General features: G+C 68.1%; 17 protein-coding genes. 12 read left to right on the forward strand and 5 right to left on the reverse strand.

Annotated elements, in window-relative coordinates; translation table 11 throughout:
• Positions 1–9: 9 nt before the first annotated feature.
• Positions 10–1,035, reverse strand: coding sequence for an amidohydrolase family protein (locus tag IP91_RS23755; protein ID WP_145652847.1), 1,026 nt, complete (start codon positions 1,033–1,035; stop codon positions 10–12).
• Between the two features lie 20 nt (positions 1,036–1,055).
• On the reverse strand, positions 1,056–2,108 hold the full coding sequence (locus tag IP91_RS23760) for a 4-oxalomesaconate tautomerase (RefSeq protein ID WP_259772470.1): 1,053 nt from the start codon (positions 2,106–2,108) through the stop codon (positions 1,056–1,058).
• Between the two features lie 218 nt (positions 2,109–2,326).
• On the opposite strand from IP91_RS23760, the gene IP91_RS23765 reads away from it, so the two are divergent.
• The 4 genes from IP91_RS23765 to IP91_RS23780 all read left to right on the forward strand — a co-directional run bounded on the left by IP91_RS23765 (position 2,327) and on the right by IP91_RS23780 (position 7,649).
• On the forward strand, positions 2,327–3,565 hold the full coding sequence (locus tag IP91_RS23765; protein ID WP_145652677.1) for a LysR family transcriptional regulator: 1,239 nt from the start codon (positions 2,327–2,329) through the stop codon (positions 3,563–3,565).
• A 246-nt stretch (positions 3,566–3,811) separates the two neighbouring features.
• Positions 3,812–5,152: an MFS transporter gene (locus IP91_RS23770; protein ID WP_145652679.1), complete on the forward strand. Its 1,341-nt coding sequence runs from the start codon at positions 3,812–3,814 to the stop codon at positions 5,150–5,152.
• 20 nt (positions 5,153–5,172) lie between these two features.
• Positions 5,173–6,471, forward strand: a complete 1,299-nt coding sequence (locus IP91_RS23775; RefSeq protein ID WP_145652682.1) for a gallate dioxygenase — start codon at positions 5,173–5,175, stop codon at positions 6,469–6,471.
• A gap of 83 nt (positions 6,472–6,554) precedes the next feature.
• Positions 6,555–7,649: a porin gene (locus tag IP91_RS23780; protein ID WP_145652684.1), complete on the forward strand. Its 1,095-nt coding sequence runs from the start codon at positions 6,555–6,557 to the stop codon at positions 7,647–7,649.
• A 19-nt stretch (positions 7,650–7,668) separates the two neighbouring features.
• On the opposite strand, the gene IP91_RS23785 is transcribed toward IP91_RS23780, so the two are convergent.
• Positions 7,669–8,376, reverse strand: coding sequence for a siderophore-interacting protein (locus tag IP91_RS23785; RefSeq protein ID WP_145652686.1), 708 nt, complete (start codon positions 8,374–8,376; stop codon positions 7,669–7,671).
• Positions 8,377–8,571: 195 nt separating this feature from the next.
• Here IP91_RS23785 and IP91_RS23790 point away from each other — a divergent pair, with 195 nt between their 5' ends.
• The 4 genes from IP91_RS23790 to IP91_RS23805 are packed head-to-tail and all read left to right on the forward strand — an operon-like array spanning position 8,572 to position 13,118.
• Positions 8,572–10,779, forward strand: a complete 2,208-nt coding sequence (locus tag IP91_RS23790; RefSeq protein ID WP_145652688.1) for a TonB-dependent siderophore receptor — start codon at positions 8,572–8,574, stop codon at positions 10,777–10,779.
• 7 nt (positions 10,780–10,786) lie between these two features.
• On the forward strand, positions 10,787–11,119 hold the full coding sequence (locus IP91_RS23795) for an iron transporter (protein ID WP_229474920.1): 333 nt from the start codon (positions 10,787–10,789) through the stop codon (positions 11,117–11,119).
• Positions 11,116–12,762 carry a PepSY-associated TM helix domain-containing protein gene (locus IP91_RS23800; RefSeq protein WP_145652690.1) on the forward strand — a complete coding sequence of 549 codons (1,647 nt, stop codon included), beginning with the start codon at positions 11,116–11,118 and terminating at the stop codon, positions 12,760–12,762. Before IP91_RS23795 ends, IP91_RS23800 begins: the two co-directional genes overlap by 4 nt.
• Positions 12,759–13,118: a DUF3325 domain-containing protein gene (locus tag IP91_RS23805; protein ID WP_229474922.1), complete on the forward strand. Its 360-nt coding sequence runs from the start codon at positions 12,759–12,761 to the stop codon at positions 13,116–13,118. Before IP91_RS23800 ends, IP91_RS23805 begins: the two co-directional genes overlap by 4 nt.
• A 28-nt stretch (positions 13,119–13,146) precedes the next feature.
• On the opposite strand, the gene IP91_RS23810 is transcribed toward IP91_RS23805, so the two are convergent.
• Both IP91_RS23810 and IP91_RS23815 read right to left on the reverse strand, forming a co-directional pair.
• Positions 13,147–13,623 (reverse strand): MarR family winged helix-turn-helix transcriptional regulator, encoded by a 477-nt coding sequence (locus tag IP91_RS23810; RefSeq protein WP_145652692.1) that lies wholly within the window; start codon positions 13,621–13,623, stop codon positions 13,147–13,149.
• A gap of 38 nt (positions 13,624–13,661) precedes the next feature.
• Positions 13,662–14,567: a choline sulfate utilization transcriptional regulator gene (locus IP91_RS23815; protein WP_145652694.1), complete on the reverse strand. Its 906-nt coding sequence runs from the start codon at positions 14,565–14,567 to the stop codon at positions 13,662–13,664.
• 179 nt (positions 14,568–14,746) lie between these two features.
• Here IP91_RS23815 and betC point away from each other — a divergent pair, with 179 nt between their 5' ends.
• Genes betC through IP91_RS23835 form a run of 4 tightly spaced genes read left to right on the forward strand, consistent with a single transcriptional unit; the run spans position 14,747 to position 20,480 of the window.
• Positions 14,747–16,282: a choline-sulfatase gene (gene betC, locus IP91_RS23820; protein WP_145652696.1), complete on the forward strand. Its 1,536-nt coding sequence runs from the start codon at positions 14,747–14,749 to the stop codon at positions 16,280–16,282.
• Complete coding sequence (gene choX / locus IP91_RS23825; protein WP_145652698.1) at positions 16,279–17,217, forward strand: choline ABC transporter substrate-binding protein; 939 nt, start codon at positions 16,279–16,281, stop codon at positions 17,215–17,217. Before betC ends, choX begins: the two co-directional genes overlap by 4 nt.
• A gap of 16 nt (positions 17,218–17,233) precedes the next feature.
• On the forward strand, positions 17,234–19,480 hold the full coding sequence (locus tag IP91_RS23830) for a TonB-dependent receptor (protein ID WP_145652700.1): 2,247 nt from the start codon (positions 17,234–17,236) through the stop codon (positions 19,478–19,480).
• Between the two features lie 13 nt (positions 19,481–19,493).
• Positions 19,494–20,480, forward strand: coding sequence for an ATP-binding cassette domain-containing protein (locus tag IP91_RS23835; RefSeq protein WP_145652702.1), 987 nt, complete (start codon positions 19,494–19,496; stop codon positions 20,478–20,480).
• Positions 20,481–20,503: the final 23 nt, after the last annotated feature.

Genomic DNA, 20,503 nt, shown 5'->3' on the forward strand with positions numbered 1-20,503 from the left:
GTGTGCTCATCACAGCCCCTTCCTCGTCAGTTGCGCATCCAGGCGCTGGAACACGCGGCGCGCATTGCCCTCGAAGATCGCGAAGCGTTCCTCGTCGGTGATGGCGGCAGCCTGGATGTAGCGTTTCGTATCGTCGTAATGGTGGCCCGTCTCCGGATCGATGCCGCGCACGGCGCCGATCATCTCGGAGGCGAACAGCACGTTCTTCGCGGGGATCACCTTCGTCAGCAGGTCGATGCCGGGCTGGTGATAGACGCAGGTGTCGAAGTAGATATTGTCCAGCAGGTGCGCCGCCAGCGGCGGCTTCTTCATCTCCTGTGCCAGGCCGCGGAACCGGCCCCAGTGGTAAGGCACCGCGCCGCCGCCGTGCGGGATCAGGAATTTCAGCGTCGGGAAGTCCTTGAACAGGTCGCTGGTCAGACATTGCATGAAGGCCGTCGTGTCGGCGTTCAGGTAGTGCGCCCCGGTGGTGTGGAAGCACGGGTTGCAGCTGGTCGATACGTGGACCATCGCCGGGATGGCGTATTCCACCATCTTCTCGTAGACGGGATACCACTGGCGGTCCGACAGCGGCGGCGACGTCCAGTGCCCGCCGGACGGATCGGGATTGAGGTTGATGCCCACGAAGCCGTACTCGTTCACGCAGCGTTCCAGTTCGGGAATGCAGGTGGCCGGATCGACGCCGGGCGACTGCGGCAGCATCGCCGCCCCCACGAAGTGATCGGGGAACAGCCCTGCGACGCGTGCGCACAGCTCATTGCAGATGGCGGCCCAGGTGGCACTCGTCTCGAAACCGCCGATGTGGTGCGCCATGAAGCTGGCGCGGGGCGAGAAGATCGTCAGGTCCGAGCCGCGCTCGCGCATCAGGCGCAGCTGGTTGCTTTCGATCGTATCGCGCAACTCGTCGTCGGAGATCTTCAGCTCGGCGACCTTGGGCCCCAGCGCCGGCGTGTTCAGGTTGGCGATCTGCCGGTTGCGCCAGTCCTCCAGCGCCTTCGGCGCGGTCGTGTAGTGGCCATGACAGTCGATGATCAATGGTTTCTTCATCTGTTCCTCTAATCGGGTATCAGCACTTCGCCGCGCATGATCGGGCGGGCGGTGCGCAGCAACGCCGCGCGCGTGACCTGCTGGCCGTCGACGTCCAGCTCGACGGAGAATTCGCCGCTGGGATGTTCGACGGAGATGGTCTTGGTCGCGCCGAGCGGCACATGGGCGATGCCGGCGGTGACGGACCCGGCCAGCACGCACGCGGTGGCAACGGTGACGGCGGCCAGCACGCCGATCGCGTCATGGCACACGTGGGGGATGAAGCAGCGCGTGGCCAGCGCCCCGCCCTGCCGCGGCGCGGCGACGAGGCACATCTTCGGGTAGTTCTTCGATGCGACGTCGCCCAGCCCCATCAGCGGGCCGCAGGCCAGCCGCAGCGCTTCCAGCCTTTCCTTCAGCAGGGGATCGGCATCGAGCTGCGCCGCCGTCTCGTCGCCGGCGATGCCGAAGTCGGCGGCACGCACCAGCACCATCGGCATGCCGTTGTCGATCAGCGTGGCATCGACGCTGCCCAGGCCGGGCACGTCGATACGGTCCAGTGCACGGCCGCTCGGCAGCAGCGACGGGCACACGGAACCGGCCGTGTCGAGGAATTCGATGCGCACGGCGGCGGCCGTGCCGGGCACGCCATCGATGCGCGTCGCGCCCCGGTACTGCAGGCGGCCGCCGGGTGTCGGCACCGTCACGTCGCACCGCATGCCGGTGTTCAGCGTGAGGATGCGCGCCGTGGTGGTGGTGGCGCCGACCGGCAGCAGACCCCGTTCCAGCGCAAATGGCAGCACGGCAGCCAGCATGTTGCCGCAGTTCGGCGTGAGATCGACCGTGTCGCCGTCGGGCTGCAGCTGGGCGAAGAGGAAGTCCAGATCGACACCCGGCGTGGTGCTGGGGCGGACGATGCCGGCCTTGCTGGTCAGCGGGTGGGCGCCGCCCAGGCCGTCGATCTGGCGCGGATCGGGCGAACCCAGGGCCGCCAGCAGCACCCTGTCGCGCCCGGCGGGATCGGCCGGCAGGTCGGCTTCGACGAAGAACGGTCCGCGCGACGTGCCGCCCCGCATCAGCATGCACGGGACCGGCCGCAGATCCGAAGGCGGTGGCGGGTCGGGGAGTAACCGACGATCCGCGCACGGCCGCAGGTCCGCGCTCATGCTGCGTTCAGCTTCCATGATTGGTGGTATAGGCGTTGACATGCGGCCAGTATCGCCCCCGGCGCAGGGCGCTTGGTTGCTTTGTGCCGTCCGTTTTGTTCTAATCCGCTTATCGGCCTTCCACCAGGAGCACCATGCCGCTCGTCAGCCTGCGTCACCTGCACGCGTTTTCCGTCGTCGCCGCCACCGGCGGCATCCGGCGCTCGTCGGAGGCGCTGTACCGGGCTTCGTCCGCCGTGGCGCGTTCCGTGGCGGCGCTCGAACACAGCCTGGACGTGCTGCTGTTCGAACGCAAGGGCCGCGGCATGCTGCTGACGGCGGCCGGCCAGCTGGCCAGGCTGCGCGCCGACCGCATCGAGGCGGAGCTGCGCGACGTGCGCGACGATGCCGCGCGCCTGCGCGAGCGCCAGAATGCGCGCGGCACGAAAGGCGGCGCCATGCCGGACCACGTGTCCGGCAGCATAGATGCGCTGCTGAACGAGCGCCGCCTGCAGGCCGCCGTGCTGCTGGCGGAAGTCCACCACATGCCGAGCGTGGCCCATGCGATGGGCACGTCGCAGTCGGCCGTCAGCCAGGCCATCGCCCGGCTGGAAGACATGCTGGGCCAGCCGCTGTTCCTGCGCACCGCCCACGGCATGGTGCCGACCGACGCCGGCCGGCGCTGGGTGGAACGCTTCGAACGGGTGCTGGCCGAGCTGCGCCACATCCCGGAAGACATCGCCGCGCTGGCCGGCGTGGTGGAAGGCGTGGTGACGGTGGGCGCGCTGCCGCTGGCCCGTTCGCAGCTGCTGCCCGGCGCCATCGCGGCCGTGCTGCAGAAGCACCCCAAGCTGCGCATCCGTTCGCTGGAAAGTCCGTACGAGGAACTGACGGCCGGCCTGCTGTCCGGCCGCATCGATTTCATCGTGGGGGCGCTGCGCGCCGGTGCCGGCGATGCGTTCGACACGCGCGTGCTGATCGAGGACCGCGTGGCGCTGATCGCCCGCCGCGGCCATCCGCTGGCCGGCAAGCGGCGCATCCGCCCGGCCGACCTGGCGGCCTACCCCTGGGTTCTGTCGCGTGCCGGCTCGCCGCTGCGCGAGTCGCTGGAAGCGTTCTTCCGCAGCCAGGGCACGGTGCCGCCACAGCCGGCCGTCGAAACGGGCGACCTGGCACTGCTGCGCGGGCTGCTGGTGGAAAGCGACATGCTCACGGCGCTGTCGGCCCACCAGCTCCATTATGAAATCGAGACATCCCAGCTGGCCGTGCTGCCCTACGACATGGCCGGCCACGATCGCAGCATCGGCCTGATCACCCGCCGCAATGCCCACCTGTCCCCGGGTGCCGGCGCCCTGCTGGACGAGATCGACAGCACCAGCCGGCGCTGGCGCTGACCCGCCCGCCGCCCTTTACCTTTCTTTACGCCTGTAACGTCCTCCGCCACGCCGATAAGCAGATTGCAACGCAGCGGCAGACAAAGGCAATACTTCCCGTCACACCAAAACGTACACTGCCCGTGCGGTGATACCCGTCCTTCGTGCGGTCCGCCCGCATGAACGAGCAGGGCGACATCCGGTACGTCGCGCATGCCGATCCGCGCATGCCGGCATAAAAACAGATGTACACAGACAGGAGACTTAATGAATACCGATCAATCGCTGGACGTGCGGGCGTTTATCAACGACCGCGGCATGGGCCGCTACCAGTGGCTCTTGCTGGTGCTGTGCTTCCTGATCGTCGCCACCGATGGCATGGACGTGGCCATCATGGGCTTCCTCGCTCCCGCGATCACGAAGGAATGGGGCATCTCGAAGGCCGCGTTCGGCGTGGTGATGAGTGCCGCCCCCATCGGCCTGGCCATCGGCGCGCTGCTGGTCGGCCCGCTGTCGGACCGCTACGGCCGCAAGAAGCTGTTGATGGCGTCCGTGGGCTGGTTCGGCCTGTGCAGCGTGTTGTGCGGCACCGTGGGCGATGTGGTGTCCCTGTCCGCGCTGCGCTTCCTCACCGGGTTGGGACTGGGCGCGGCCATGCCGACGACGACCACGCTGCTGGCCGAATACGTGCCCGAGAAGTCGCGCAGCACGCTGATCGCCATCATGTTCACGGGTTTCAACCTCGGATCGGCCCTGGTGGGCTTCGGCGCCGCGGCGATCCTGCCGGACCACGGCTGGCGCACCGTGCTGATGGTGGGCGGCGCGATTCCGCTGGCCTGCCTGCCCTTCTACCTGTGGCTGATTCCGGAATCGACGCAGTTCCTCGTCGCCCGCAAGTATCCTGCCGACCGCATCGCCCGTACGCTGCGCCGCGTGTGCGGTGCCGGCACGCCCCACGCTGCGAGCTACACGATCAGCGAAGCACCCGTGATCGCGGGCACGCCAGCGAAGGCCCTCCTGTCGCCAGCCTTCCGCCGCATCACGCTGTCGCTGTGGTCCACCTATTTCATGGGCCTGCTGGTGATCTACCTGCTGAGCGGCTGGCTGCCGACCCTGATCAAGGATGCCGGCCTGCCGATCGAGAAGGCGGCAAGCATCACGGCACTGTTCCAGCTGGGCGGCACGGTCGGTGCGCTCGTCGTCGGCTACTTCATGGACCGCTGGGTGCCGAACCGTGTGATCGCCATCGCCTACCTTGCCGGCGCGGGCTTCATCCTGCTGCTGGCCTCGGGCAGCGTGCAATCGTCCACGTTCGCGCTGTTCGTGCTGCTGGCCGGCTTCTGCATGAGCGGCGGGCAGACCGGCCTGAATGCCTATGCGCCGCAGTGCTATCCGACCGTCGTGCGTGCCACCGGCGTAAGCTGGATGCTGGGCGTGGGCCGCTTCGGCAGCATCACGGGATCGTTTGCCGGCGGGCTGATGCTGTCGATGGGCTGGAGCTTCTCGGCCGTGATCGCGGTGCTGGCCATCCCGGCCACGATCGCCGCCATTGCCATCGTGCTGGCGAAATTCGCGCCCCGCGCGGCAGCCGTGCGGACGAGTTACTGAAACGCTTGAGAGGAATCACCATGGCCAACATCATTGGCGCGATCGCGTCGTCCCACACCCCCACGATCGGCTTCGCGCTGGACGCCAACAAGCAGCATGACGCCATCTGGGCCCCCATCTTCAAGGCCTACGAGCCGGTGCAGCAATGGCTGGCGGCGAAGCAGCCGGACGTGCTGCTGATGATCTTCAACGATCACGTGACCTCGTTCTTCTTCGATCACTATTCGGCGTTCGCGCTGGGCATCGGCAATGAGTACCGCGCGGCGGACGAAGGCGGCGGCGCGCGCGACCTGCCGCCCATCGCCGGCCACGCGGGACTGGCGCAGCACCTGGGCCAGTCGCTGATGGCGGACGAATTCGACATGTCCTTCTTCCAGGACAAGCCGCTGGACCATGGCTGCTTCTCGCCCCTGTCGATCATGTGGCCGCACGGCGGAGACGGCTGGCCGGGCAGCATCGTGCCGCTGCAGGTGGGCGTGCTGCAGTTCCCCGTGCCCTCGGGGCGGCGATGCTACAAGCTGGGCCAGGCGCTGCGCCGCGCCATCGAAAGCTATCCGGAAGACCTCGACGTGGCGATCGTCGCCACCGGCGGCCTGTCGCACCAGGTGCATGGCGAACGCGCAGGCTTCAACAGCACCGAGTGGGACAGCCGCTTCCTCGACCTGTTCGAGGCCGATCCGGAAGCGCTGCTGGACCTGACGCATGCCGACTTTGCCCGCCTGGGTGGATGGGAAAGCGCGGAAGTGGTGATGTGGATGATCATGCGCGGCGCGATGGCGGCCAGGATCGACTGCCTGCACCGCGAATACTACCTGCCGTCGATGACGGGCATCGCGGTGACGATCTACGAAAACGCCGCCGCCTCCGATCCGGCCCTGCACGGGCGCGCCATCGAGCGGCACCGCGAACACATCGCGCACCAGACGGCGGGTGCGGCGGAGCTGCCGGGCACCTATCCGTTCACGCTGGAGACCAGCACGCGCGCCTACCGCATCAACAAGTACCTGCACCAGCTGATCAGGCCGGAATTCCGTTCCCGCTTCGTTGCAGCGCCCGATGCCACCTACGACGAAGCGGGCCTGACGGACGACGAGCGCCGCATGATCACGGCGCGCGACTGGCAGGGGCTGATCCGCTACGGCGTGATCTTCTTCCTGCTCGAGAAGCTGGGCGCGGCCGTGGGCGTGTCCAACCTGCACATCTATGCGGCGATGCGCGGCGAGACGCTGGAGCAGTTCCAGAAGACCCGCAATACCCAGGCGCTGTATTCGGTGGGCGGCACCGCCCGTGACGCCGACTGGAACCAGCCGCCGCGCTGAATCGCTTCGGCAGCAACCGTGCAGCATGCCGCCGCCCGCGCGGGCGGCGTCTTCCGCACGCCCCCATAAAACTAGGAGACACCATGAAGCACACCCTGATCGCGGCTGCCGCTGCCGCCTGCACCCTTGCCGCCCTGCCCGCCCGCGCGCAGAGTGGCGTCAGCATCTACGGCATCGTCGATGCGGCCGTCGAGCATTACACCAATGCCGATGCGGCAGGCAATGGCGTGAGCCGCGTGCCGACGCTGGGCGGCGGCCTGTTCCCGTCGCGGATCGGCTTCCGCGGTACGGAGGACCTGGGCGGCGGCCTGAAGGTCATCTTCACGCTGGAGAACGGCTTCGGCGTCGACAACGGTGTGCTGAACCAGGGCGGCCGCCTGTTCGGCCGGCAGGCCTGGGTGGGCCTGGCCGGCAGCTGGGGCCAGGTGACGGTCGGCCGCAACTACAACATGATCTATGTGTCCTCGTTCGATGTCGATACGTTCGGCCCGTCGCAGTACGGCCTGGGCGCGCTCGATCCGGCCGTGCCGAACGGCCGCAGCGACAACTCGATCGCCTACAAGGGCACGTTCAACGGCGTCACCGTGGGCGCCACGTACAGCCTGGGGCGCGACACCTCGTCGGCCGGCGGCGCCTCGGGTACCGCCTGCGCCGGTGAATCGGCGAGCGACTCGTCTGCCTGCCGCGAATGGTCGGCGCTGCTGCGCTATGACCGTCCCGCCTGGGCCGTGGTGGCCGCCTATGACCGCATCCATGGCGGCAGCGGCGCCGCGAACGGCCTGACCAGCAGCGACCGGACGGACAGCCGCCTGCATGTGGCGGGGCTGGTGAAGGGCGCGGACTGGAAGCTGGGCGGCGGCGTTCTGCTGCGCGACAACCAGGGTTCGGCCACACAGCCGAAGAGCCGCCTGTACTACCTGGGTGCGGCATACAACGTGACGCCGCTGCTGGTGGTCGACGGTCAGCTGGCGAAGCTGGACTACCGCGCCACCGGCAACGACACGAAGCAGGCATTGCTCCGCGCCACCTACTACCTGTCGACACGTACCGCCGTCTACCTGGCCGGCGGCCGGCTCGACAACGACGGCATCGCCGCCGTCGCGATGTCCGCCGGCGGCTCGGTCGGTGCCGGGCTCGCGCAGACGGGCATCATTACCGGCATCAAGCACTCGTTCTGATCGGCCCTGGGCCAGGCTGTTACAGATCCTCGTGATGATCCGCCGCGCCCTGCTTCCAGTAGGCGGAAATGCGGCTCCACTCGCGGGAAAAGGCTTTTTCGCCGTGCACCACGTCGCGTACCTGTTTTGCGATGGAAACTTCGCCGCCGAACCACACGAAGGCATCCTGCAAAGGGATGTCCAGCGCGCGGATCGCTTCGACGAGCCGGCCGCCATCGGCCACCTGCCTGAAGTCCAGCTGCGCCGCACCGTGCAGCTGCACCGGCTCGGTCGCGGCAACGATGACGGTCACGCGTGCCGCTGCCGGCAGCTCCTCGAGGCGGCGGCGGATCGCGGGTAGCGCCGTCTCGTCGCCGGCCAGCAGGTGCCAGCCGAGCGGGGGCACGATCATCGAGCCGCGCGGACCGCCGATGGTCACGCGCTGGCCGACCGCCGCCTGCCTGGCCCAGTCCGAGCAGTGGCCCTCGCCATGCAGCGCGAACTCGATCGTCAGCTCGCACGCTGCCGCGTCGTAATGCCGCGGCGTGTAGTCGCGCCGCACCGCCTCGCCTTCCGCCGTCTCGATCATGAACTTGACGTGATCGTCGAAGCCCAACGACACGAAGTCCGCCAGGTCGGCGCCGCCAAACGTCACGCTGACGAATTGTCCGCCCAGCGGTGCGACCCGCAACACGGCCACGTCGCGCCGCTTCAGTTCATGCCGTACCCGTTCGATTGCCTGCTGCATGTCCGCTCCATTGGTTGACAAGATCATCTATTTTGCGCCATACGGTTGATGATGTCAACCAACCGGCAGTTGTCTTGAAAGCTTGCAATAAAGTACTGATTCTGCCAGAATTGCGAATCATTCTCATTTGCATTGCCGCTGACCGTGCACGGCGCGCTGCCGACGGGACTTCTCCACCTCATCAGAAAGAACCGCATGGCCCGCAGCGCGCCTTCCCGTCCGTCGTCCGCCCCGCTTCCTCGCCGCCTCGCTCCACTACCGCTGGCCCTCGCGCTGGCCTTCGGCTGTTCCACGGCCTCCGCCACCGAACCCACGGAAGAAAGCGCTGTGCAGAAAGTGGTGATCGCCGGCGACCGTCCGGTCGATTCCTATACTGTGGACGAAGTCTCGATCGGCAAGGGCCAACGCACGCTGCGCGAGACGCCGCAATCGGTCTCCGTGCTGACGCGCCAGCGACTCGAGGACCAGGACCTGCGCACGCTGGACGAAGCGCTGCAGGCCGTGGCCGGCATCACCGTCGAAACGGGCAGCAGCTACGAGCGCACGTTCTATTCGCGCGGCTTCGCCGTGGACACGATCCAGTACGACGGCGTGGCCACGCTGCGCGGCAACGGCTTCGCGATCAGCCCGGACCTCTCCGTGTTCGAAACGGTCGAGGTGCAGCGCGGCCCGGCCGGCCTGTTCAACGGCTCCGGCGGCGCCGGCGGCACCGTCAACCTGGTGCGCAAGCGGCCCCTGAAATCGAACCAGCTGCAGGGCAGGCTGTCCGCCGGCCGCTGGGACAACTACCGCGCCGAAGGCGATGCCAGCCTTGTGCTCAACGAAGCCGGCACGCTGCGCGCGCGCGCCGTGGTCGCGCACGAGGACCGCGATTACTTCTATGACGTGGCCAATTCCAAGCGCACGGTCGGCTACGCGATCGTGGAAGCCGACCTGGGCGACGCCACCACGCTGGGCGCCGGCGTGCAGTACGAGCGCAACGACATGGTGCCGTTCTACGGCGGTCTGCCCCGCTACAGCGACGGTCGCGACCTGCACCTGCCGCGGTCCACTTTCCTGAACGGCGGCTGGTCGCACACGGACATCAGGAACACCACCGTGTTCGCGGACCTGAACCACCAGTTCAACGCCGACTGGAAGCTGCGCATCGCCGGCACCCGCATGCGCGAAGACAATACGGACTTCAGCGGCAGCGCATTCGGCCCCGTCAATCCCGCCACCAGCCTGGGGCCTTCGATCTCGGCGTTCCACCAGAACCTGCAGGGCAAGCAGGGCGGTGCGGATGCCACGCTGGAAGGCAGCTTCGTCGCGTTCGGCCGCAAGCACGACGTGATCGTGGGCGCCAACTGGCAGAAGCGCGAATACGACAAGACGAGCCAGCTGTACGCCGTCCCCAACCCGATCATCAACCCGTTCACGTTCGACTCCCGTACGTATGCCTCGGTGCCCACGGACCCGGCCCGCGCCGCCACGCAGACGCTGGAAACGATCGAGCAGTCCGGCCTGTATGCGTCGCTGCGCCTGGCGCTGGCGGAGCAGTGGAAGCTGGTGCTGGGCGGCCGCGTGTCGAACTGGGAGACCGCCACGCGCAACCTGGTCACCAATGCCTACTCCACGCAGCCATACAAGGAAGACGGCGAGTTCACGCCATATGCAGCGCTCAGCTGGGACTTGGCGCGCGACTGGACGAGCTACCTCAGCTACGCCGAGATCTTCCGCTCGCAGGCCAACCTGTACACGGCCAGCGGCGACCGACTCGACGCGGCGACCGGCAGCAATTACGAGGCGGGCATCAAGGGCGCGCTGTATGGCGGCCGCCTGAACGCGGCGCTGGCCCTGTTCCGCCTGAACGAGGACAACCGCTCGCAGGTCGATGCCGGCCATCCGACTCCCTGTGCCGGTTCGCCCACGCTCGGTGCCTGCTATGTCGCCGAAGGCCGCGTGCGCAGCCAGGGCCTGGACGCCGAGCTGTCCGGCGCCATCGTGCCCGGCGTGCAGCTGAGCGGCGGCTACACCTACAACGAGACGCGCTTCGTGCGCGACCGTGCCGCCAACGGCACGCCGAGTGCGAACGAGAACCAGCCCCTGCTGACGTTCGCACCGCGCCACATGGCGCGCCTGTTCGGCACCTGGAAACCGGCCGGCACGCCGTGGACGGTGGGCGGCGGCGTGCGTTCGCAGAGCAAGACGTACAAGACCAGCGGCGTGCTGCGCCTCGAACAGGGCGTGTACTCGGTATGGACCGCCACGGCCGCCTACCAGTTCAACCGCAACCTGGCGCTGAACGTCGTGGTGAACAACCTGTTCGACAAGACCTACTACCGCACGCTGGGCAGCACCAGCGGCAGCAACTGGTACGGCGAACCGCGCAACATCACCGCCACCCTCCAGGCCACTTACTGAGGACGCCATGCAGGCACAGGAAACGATGGCGGGCACCGCGCCCGCGCAGAAGAGTAAGGGTCCCGGCGTGCGCTACCGGCTCGGCGTAGCGGTGCGCACGCTGGCCGCGATCCCTGGCGCCTACGCGGTGACCGCGCTGTGGGCCGCCGGGCTGGCACGCGTGCTGCCGCTGGTACGCGTGGAAGCGGCGCTGACGGCCACTATGATCGCCCTTGTGCTGTACGCCTGCCTGGTCATGTGGTGCTTCGCCGCGCGCACGGTGCTGCATGCCATCGGCGGCCTGCTGCTGGCCGCGGTCCTGCCGGCCGCCATGCTTGCCTTCACGGGAGGCATGCCATGAAGGAGGGATTCCGCCAGTCGATGGCGTGGCTGCATACCTGGTCCGGCCTGCTGGTGGGCTGGGTGCTGTTTATGGTGTTCGCCTGCGGCACCGCCAGCTACTTCCGCGACGAGATCACGCTGTGGATGAAGCCGGAGCTGCACGCCGCCAGCCACGCCCAGGTACCGCAGGCCGTCGCGCTGAAGAACGCCGTCGACACGCTGCAGGACCGCGCCGCGAAAAGCCAGCGCTGGTTCATCACGATGCCGACCGAGCGTGAACCGGCCGTGCGGGCCGGCTATGCGGTACCGCGTGAAAAAGGCAGCCCGGGCCGCGGCCGGCGCGGCCTCAAAACAGTGGCGCTCGATCCGGCCACCGGTGCGGAACTGTCCGCGCCACGCGAGACGCGCGGCGGCGACTTCTTCTTCCGCCTGCATTTCGACCTGCACTACATGCCGGCAATCTGGGGCCGCTGGATCGTGGGTGTCTGCGCCATGTTCATGCTGGTAGCGATCCTGTCGGGCATCGTCACGCACAAGCGCATCTTCAAGGACTTCTTCACGTTCCGGCCGAAAAAGGGCCAGCGCTCGTGGCTGGACTTCCACAACGTCTCGGCCGTACTGGCCCTGCCCTACCACCTGATGATCACGTATACGGGCCTGCTCACGCTGATGTTCCTGTACTTCCCGCAGGGGATCGCGGCGGTCTATCCGGACAAGGACGCCTTCTATTCCGAGCTGTTCCAGAATCCGTCGGCCGATGCGAAGGCGGCGAAGCAGTTCGCACCGCTGGCACCGATCGCGCCGATGCTGCAGGAAGCCACGCGCCACTGGCACGGCGCGCCGGCCGGCCGCGTGACGGTCATGTTCCCGAACGACGCGAACGCCACGGTGTCGATCACCCAGCAGGAAGGCCACGGCATCACCTCCGACCTGCCGACGCTGGTGTTCAACGGCGTGACGGGTGCACTGGTGACGAAGCCGGATGTCGCCAGCGGCGGCGCGGCGCAGACGCGCGGGGTGATGTACGGCCTGCACGTGGGCCGCTTCGCCGATCCGTTGGTGCGTGCGCTGTTCTTCCTGTCCGGCCTTGCCGGCTGCATCATGGTCGCCACCGGCCTGCTGCTGTGGGCCGTCAAGGAACGTCCGAAGTACGCCAGGGCCGGCAGGGGCGGCGTGCTCACCGGCTTCGGCCTGCGCCTCGTCGATGGCCTGAACATTGCCGCGGTGGCCGGCCTGCCGCTGGCGATGGCCGTGTTCTTCTGGGCCAACCGGCTGATCGCGACGGATGTTGCGGGGCGGCCGGACGCCGAGATCCGCTGGTTCTTCACGGCGTGGGCGGTTGCCTCGATCGCGGCGTTGCTGTGGCCGCGCCGGCCGATGTGGCGCATCCAGCTGCTGCTGGGCGGCCTCGCCTTCGCGCTGCTGCCGGTACTGAACGCGGCCACCGGCGGCGCGGACCTGTTCACCAGCATCGCCCGTGGCGTGTGGCCGGTGGCGGGCTTCGACCTCGTCACGCTGCTGCTCGGCCTGGGGCTGCTGTATGCGGCGCATTACCTGGGCAAGCCCCGTGCCGTGAAAGCCGCGAAGGCAGCAGGAACCGAATCATCCGAAGCGGCCGGGAACGACGCCGTCAATACCGCTGTCACCGGGAGCCGCGCATGACCACCGCCCTGTTCATCATTGCAGCGCTGGCAGCCACCGCCGCGGGCTTTGCCGCGCTGGCGCTGGCGATCGACCGGCACTGGGAGGCCATCCACGGCCGCGGCAGCGAGCCCACGGCGACGGGGCGACGCAACCTGCGGCTGCTGGGCAGCGTGGCCCTCGTGCTGTCGCTGTGGTGCTGCCTGCAGGTGCGCAGCACCGGCCAGGCGGTCGTGCTGTGGTGCGGCGTGCTGTCGGTGGGCGCGTGGCTGGCGGTGGCGCTGTTCACGTATGCGGCGCGCCATGCCGGCCGCACGCTGACGGTGGCCGGCGCGCTGGCCTGCATCACGGGCGTGGCCGCCGTCGTGCTGCGCTAGCCCGGGCCACCGGTTTTCAGTCCGGTTCTCACTCTTCGGCGGCGTCCAGGTTCTTCTTCACCTGCGCCAGCAGCGCCAGCAACTGGCGCCGCTGCGCCTCGTCCAGCCCCGTCACGGCCACCTCGGCCAGCACTTCGCCGCTGCGCTGCAGGGCGCGCGAGATCGCCTTCCCTTCCGCCGTCACATGCAGGTGCGTGCTGCGCCGGTCCATCTCGTCCACCGTCGCTTCCAGCAAGCCCCGGTCGCGCAGGCCCCTGACCAGGCGCGCCAGCTGGGCCTTGTCGCGGCCCGAGTGCGCCATCAGGTCGCTCTGCGTGGCGCCGGGATGGCGCGCGAAATAGCCCAGCGCCTTGCTTTCCATGTGCGTGAGGTCATGCGGCCCGTTGCGCATGGTGCGGAACTGGCGCGCGCGGTACAGGTGCATGATCGCGTGCACGGTCTCCATCACGGTGGCGGCATCGGTGACGGGATCGGTGGAATCGGCTTCGGTATCGCGGGAACGCATGGCGGTGTCGGTGGGTGGAAGGCGCCGTGAGTATACCGCTACGCCTGGCCATCGCTGCCGCATTCGGCAGCGATCCATTCGCACAGGCGGTTCAGGGCCGCGCCGGTGGCACGGCCGTGCGGCCGCACGAGGTAGTAGCCACGCTCGGTGCTCAGTGCCGGCGCCGGCAGTGCCACCAGCTGGCCGGCACGCAGCAGCTCGTCGACCAGCGGGCGCCAGCCCAGCGCCACGCCGCGCCCGGCCAGCGCGGCCTGGATCAGCAGCGGGTAATTGCCCAGGGTGAGGCTGTGGCCGCCGGCGTCGGCCCGCAGGCCCTGCGCCGCCGCCCAGTCCTGCCAGGTCATCCAGCGCGCGCGGCCACTGCTCTCCAGGTGCAGCAGCGGCAGGTGCAGTACGTCCGCCGCTTTCTTCACGCGTTCGCGCCCCCGTAGCTGTGGACTGCACACGGGCACCACCAGCTCCGGCAGCATGCGCTGCGCATCGCAGCCGGGCCAGCTGCCGGTGCCGAACGAAGTCGCCAGGTCCACCGGCTCGCCGCGGATGTCGATCTGCGTCTGCGACGTGACGATGCGCACGTCCACGTCCGGCTGCAGGGACTGGAAGGCGGCAAGGCGCGGCATCAGCCAGAAGTTCGCGAATGCGAAATCGGTGGCCACCGTGAGCACTTCGCGCAGGCGCCGCGTGCGCACCCGCTCCACCGTGTTCTGGATCGCGGCCAGGTGTTCGCGCACCCCCTCGTACAGCGCGGCGCCTTCCGGCGTCGGCGTCACGCCGCGCCGCGAGCGGTGGAACAGCGGCGTGCCGAGATGCTTTTCCAGCGCGGCGATGCGCTGGCTGACGGCCGGCTGCGTGGTGCCGTATTCCTCCGCCACCTGCGTGAAACTGAGGTGGCGCATGGCGGCGGCGAACAGGGCGAGGCTTTGCAGGGGCAGGTCGTCAGACATAAGTTCAGCTAATGCATGGATGGGATATTTTGATCACAAGCCCCAGAAAATGCAATGACAACGTGCAGGCTTCCATAAACATGCATTATGGATAAATCATAAGATTATGCGAATTAATACGTTCGCCAAACGGATGGCGGCGTGCAGAATCCACGCATCGAAGACCCACCGGAACCCGCATGCCCCAGCCGCCGAACATCCTGATCCTGATGGCGGATCAACTCACGCCACGCGCGCTGGCCGCCTACGGCAACCGCGTCACGCGCACGCCGCACCTGGACCGCCTGGCCGCGACCGGTACCGTATTCGATGCCGCGTACTGCGCGTCGCCGTTGTGCGCACCGGCGCGCTACTCACTCATGACGGGCCAGCTGCCGTCCGTCCACGGCGGCTACGACAATGCCGCCGCGCTGTCCTCCGAGTCCGTCACGTTCGGCCATTACCTGCGCCATGCCGGCTACCGCACGATCCTGGCGGGGAAGATGCATTTCGTTGGCGCGGACCAGCTGCATGGCTTCGAGGAACGCCTGACCACCGACATCTATCCGGCCGATTTTTCCTGGACGCCCGACTGGGAGCAGCCGGCCGTGCGGCCCGACTGGTACCACAACATGGGCTCCGTTCTGGACGCCGGCCCGTGCGTGCGCACCAACCAGCTCGACTTCGACGACGAGGTGGTCTACGCCGCACGGCAGAAACTGTTCGACCTGGTGCGCGATGGCGATGCGCGGCCATTCTGCCTGACCGTCTCGCTGACGCATCCGCATGACCCGTATGCGATCCCGCGCGAATACTGGGACCTGTATGCGGATGACGGGATCGACCCGCCGCGCGTGCCGCACACGCCGGAGAACGAAGACGCGCACTCGCAACGCCTGCGGGGCGTGATCGATATCGACCGCACGCCGGTGGACGCCGGACGCGTGCGCGCCGCCCGGCGGGCCTACTACGGCGCCATTTCATACGTGGACGAACAGGTGGGCAAGCTGCTCGACACGCTGGAACGGACCGGCCAGGCGGACAACACGATCATCGTGTTCACCTCCGACCATGGCGACATGCTGGGCGAGCGCAATCTCTGGTACAAGATGACGTGCTTCGAGCCCTCGATCCGCGTGCCGCTGATCGTCCATGCGCCGGGACGCTTTGCCGCGCAGCGTGTCGCGCAGGCCGTGTCCACGCTGGACCTGCTCCCCACCCTGCTCGACTTCGCATACCAGGGCGACGTGCCCCGCGGCCTGGCGCAGGACCTTGCCGGCCGCAGCCTGCTGCCGCACCTGCAAGGAGAGGGCGGCCATGACGAAGCGGTGGCTGAATACCTGGCCGAAGGCGCGCTGGCGCCGATCGTGATGCTGCGCCGCGGCCCCTACAAATACGTGCACTCGCCAGCCGATCCGGACCAGTTCTATCACCTGCCCGACGATCCCGACGAACTGCGCAATCTGGCGACGGACCCGGGCCGCCATGGGGCAGCGCTCGCGCAGTTGCGCGCCGACGTCGCGGCACGCTGGAATCTCGACGCGCTGCATGGCCGCGTGATCGCCAGCCAGCGCCGCCGCCGGCTGATCGGCGCGGCCAATGCACTCGGCACGCACCATGCCTGGGACTACGAGCCGCCGCGCGACGCCAGCCGCCGCTACATCCGCAACCACCTGGACCTGGACACGCTGGAGGCGCGCGCCCGCTTCCCCGCCGTGCCGGCCGCACGCCCATGAAGCGCCTGCTCGCGATGCTGGCCCTGGCTGCCTGCAGCGTCACCCATGCGGCCGATGCGCCTGCATGCCGCGTGGTGCGCATGGCCGATCCGGGCTGGACGGACATCGCCGGCACCAATGCGCTGGCCGGCATCGTGCTCGAAGCGCTGGGGTACGAGCAGAGGATCCTGCCATTGTCGGTGCCGATCACGTATGCCGGGCTGCAGAAGGGCCAGGTGGATGTCTTCCTGGGTAACTGGATGCCGGCGCAGCGCGCGCTCGTCGAGCCCCTGTTCCAGTCCGGCGCGGTGGAGCAGGTGCATGCCAACCTGCCGGCCGCGAAGTTCACGCTGGCCGTGCCGGACTACGTGGCCCAGGCCGGCGTGCGCACCTTTGCCGACCTGGCGACATTCGCCGACAGGTTCGACCGCCGTATCTACGGCATCGAGGCCGGCTCGCCAGCCAACCAGACGGTAAAGAAGATGCTGGCGGCGCAAAGCTATGGGCTGGAGCACTGGATCCTGGTGGAGTCGAGCGAACAGGGGATGCTGAGCCAGGTGAAGCGCGTGACGCGCAACCGGCGCTGGATCGTGTTCCTGGCCTGGGAGCCGCACCAGATGAACAACGCCTTCCGGATCACCTACCTCGATGGCGACAAGGATTACTTCGGTCCCAATTTCGGCAGCGCCAGCGTAAACACCGTGACGCGCCGCGGCTACCGCAGCGCATGCCCGAACGCGGGCCGTCTCGCCGCCCAGCTGACGTTCTCGCCCGCGCTGGAGCACGCGATCATCGCCGACGTGGTAGGCCGCAGGCAGCCCGTGCGCGCCGCCGCGCTGCGCCAGTTGCAGGCGCACCCGGAACTGCTGGACACCTGGCTCGAAGGCGTCACCACGCTGGCGGGCACCAACGCGAAGGCAGCCGTGCTGGCACGCCTCGGTGCAAACAATTTATAACAACATGGAGCCCACGATGCCCCTGCCGTCACGCCGGAACCCGTCCCCTGTCCTGAAACCACTGACCCTGCTGCTGTTGCAGGCCTTTGCCGGTGCCGCGATTGCCGCGCCGGAGCCGGAACCCGCCGCCCCCGATGCGCCGCCGATCGAGACCGTGTTCGTGCAAGGCCAGGGCCGCCAGGTGCAGAACATCACCCGCAAGGACCTGGTGCAGGCCACGCCCGGCACCAGCCCGCTGAAGACCCTGGAAAAGCTGCCCGGCGTGTCGTTCCAGTCGGCCGATCCGTTCGGCGCCTACGAATGGTCCACGCACATCTCGATCCGCGGCTTCAACCAGAACCAGCTGGGCTTCACGCTGGACGGCATCCCGCTGGGCGACATGAGCTACCGGAACAGCAACGGCCTGCACATCTCGCGCGCCATCTCGTCCGAGAACGTGGGCAGCGTGACGGTCTCGCAGGGCACCGGCGCGCTGGCTACTGCATCCACCGGCAACCTGGGCGGCACCGTGGCCTTCACCACGCGCGGCCCATCGGATACCGCCAGCCTGCAGGCGGCGCAGACCTTCGGCAGCGACGACACGTCGCGCACCTTTGCCCGCATCGACACCGGCCTGCTGTCCACCGGCACGAAGGCCTACCTGTCGCTGACGCGCCAGCGCGCCGACAAGTGGAAGGGACAAGGAAGCCAGGACCAGGACCAGTTCAATGCGAAGATCGAACAGCAGCTGGGTGACCAGGCCAGCATCAGCGCCTTCTTCAACTACTCGGAGCGCGACGAGACGGACTACCAGGACCTGTCGTTCGACGCCACGCGCCGCCTCGGCCACGACTGGGACAACTACGCGCCGGACTGGCAGCGCGCCGTCAATGCCGCCAACGGCATCTACACGGGCGGCGTCAACAACCTGGATGACGCGTACTACCTCGGCCGAGGCATCCGCCACGACTGGCTGACGGGTGTGGCGCTGGACTGGACCGTGGCGGAGGGTGTCAGCCTGAACACCACCGTGTACGGCCACCGCAACCATGGCGAGAGCCACTGGTACACGCCGTACACGCCCTCCTCGGCCACCGTGCCGATCTCGATCCGCGCGCAGGAATACGGCATCGAACGGGCCGGCATCGTCAGCGACCTTTCGTGGGAGCTGGCCAGCCACACGGTGACGGCCGGCCTCTGGTACGAGCGCAGCACGCACGGCTGGTCGCGCGCGTTCTACGCCGTGGCCGGCGACGAGGATACCGACCGCTTCCTCGACAACCCGTTCTCCACCGTGATCGCGCAGCGCTTCACGACGAAGACAAAGCAGTTCTATCTGCAGGACAGCTTCGCCTTGCTCGACGACCGGCTGAAGCTGAACTACGGTTTCAAGAGCTCGAAGGCAACGACGCAGGGCGACAACGATATCGGCGGGCGCGCGGCCGGCACGCTGGAAGCATCGAAGCACTTCCTGCCGCAGGCGGGACTGACGTTTTCCCTGACGCCGAACGATGAACTGTTCACCTCGTGGGCGCGCAATATGCACGCCTACCAGCCCGGCGCGGACGGACCGTTCTCGCAGACGCAGGCGGCGTTCGACCTGTCGAAAGGCCGCGTGAAACCGGAAACATCCACGACGGTCGACCTGGGCATCCGCAGCAGGCGCGGCGCGGCACAGGGGTCGCTGGCCCTGTACGCGGCGGACTTCAAGGACCGCCAGCTGAACGTGGCGACCTGCACCGGCATCGTCGGCTGCCCGACCGTGCTGACCAATGTCGGCAAGGTGGCGACGCGCGGCGTGGAAGCGGCGCTGGACTGGAAGCTGTCGCGCGAATGGGCCTGGTTCAATTCGTTCACGTACAACCACTCCGAGTACAAGGATGCGCCGCTGTACTACGAAGGAACCACCGCGATCGATGTGAACGGCAAGCGCGTGGTCGATGCGCCGCGCGTGCTGTTCAACACCGAGCTGTCGTTCGAGCATGCCGGCTGGTTCGCCCGCACCGAAGCGAAGTACACGGGCAAGCGCTACTACACCTACCTGAACGACAGCCCCGTGCCGTCGTACTGGATCGGCCACCTGGCGGCCGGCTACAAGCTGGGCAAGGTGGGACCGTTCAGGGAAGCGACCGTGCAGCTGAACGTGACGAACCTGGGCGACAAGGAATACTTCGGCGCGATCGGCACCAACGGCTTCGCCAGCTCGGACCCGGCCGGCACGTTCGCCACGATGCTGACGGGCGCACCGCGCGCGGCATTCATCTCCCTCAACGGCAAACTTTAACCAGGAACCCACCATGGCCACGGTCGCACTGCGCAAGGTCTCGAAAGTGTATGAACAGGACCGCGCCGCGCCGGCGGGCGGCCGTGCCGCCGCGCTGGACGATGTCACGCTCGATATCGCGGAAGGCGAAATCTGCGTGCTGATGGGGCTTTCCGGCTGCGGCAAATCGACGCTGCTGCGGCTGCTGAACGGCCTGGTGACGCCGACCGATGGCCAGGTGCTGGTCGATGGCGACGACCTGGGCACGCTGTCGCACCGCCGGCTGCAGCAGCTGCGGCGCGGCACGATGGCGATGGTGTTCCAGTCCTTCGCACTGTTCCCGCACCGGACCGTGATCGACAATGCCGCATTCGGCCTGGAGATCGCCGGCGTGGCGAAACCGGAACGGCTGCGCCGCTCCGGCGCAGTGCTGGAGCAGGTGGGCCTCGGCGGCCATGGCGCGCAGTATCCGCACCAGCTGTCCGGCGGCATGCGCCAGCGCGTGGGGCTGGCCCGGGCACTGGCCGTCAATCCTTCGCTGCTGCTGATGGACGAAGCCTTCTCGGCGCTCGATCCGCTGACGCGCCGCGGCATGCAGGACCTGCTGCTGTCGCTGCAGAAGGAGCAGCGCCGCACCATCGTCTTCGTCTCGCACGATATCGACGAGGCGCTGCACCTGGGCGACCGCATCGCGATGCTGCACGATGGCCGCCTTCTGCAGCACGGCGCGCCGCGCGCGTTCCTGACGCAACCGGCACATGACCATGTGCGCGCGTTCTTCCAGGGTGTCGATCCGGCCCGCCACCTGCGTGCCGCGGACCTGATCGATCCGGTGGCGCCGCCTTCGGATGCCACGACGGCCGGCGTTGCTGCAGACACCACGCTGGGCGACCTGCTCTCGCGCCTGGGCCAGCTGACCGCACCGCTGACAGTGCGCGATGCCAGCGGCGTGGCGCTCGGCGCCATCACGGCGGCCAGCGCGTTGCGCGTGCTGACACGGGCACGAGGCAGCCATGCCTGAGCTGCCGCCTCTGCATGCCGATT

The sequence above is a fragment of the Pseudoduganella lurida genome (genome assembly GCF_007830455.1).
Classification (GTDB): Bacteria; Pseudomonadota; Gammaproteobacteria; order Burkholderiales; family Burkholderiaceae_D; genus Rugamonas; species Rugamonas lurida.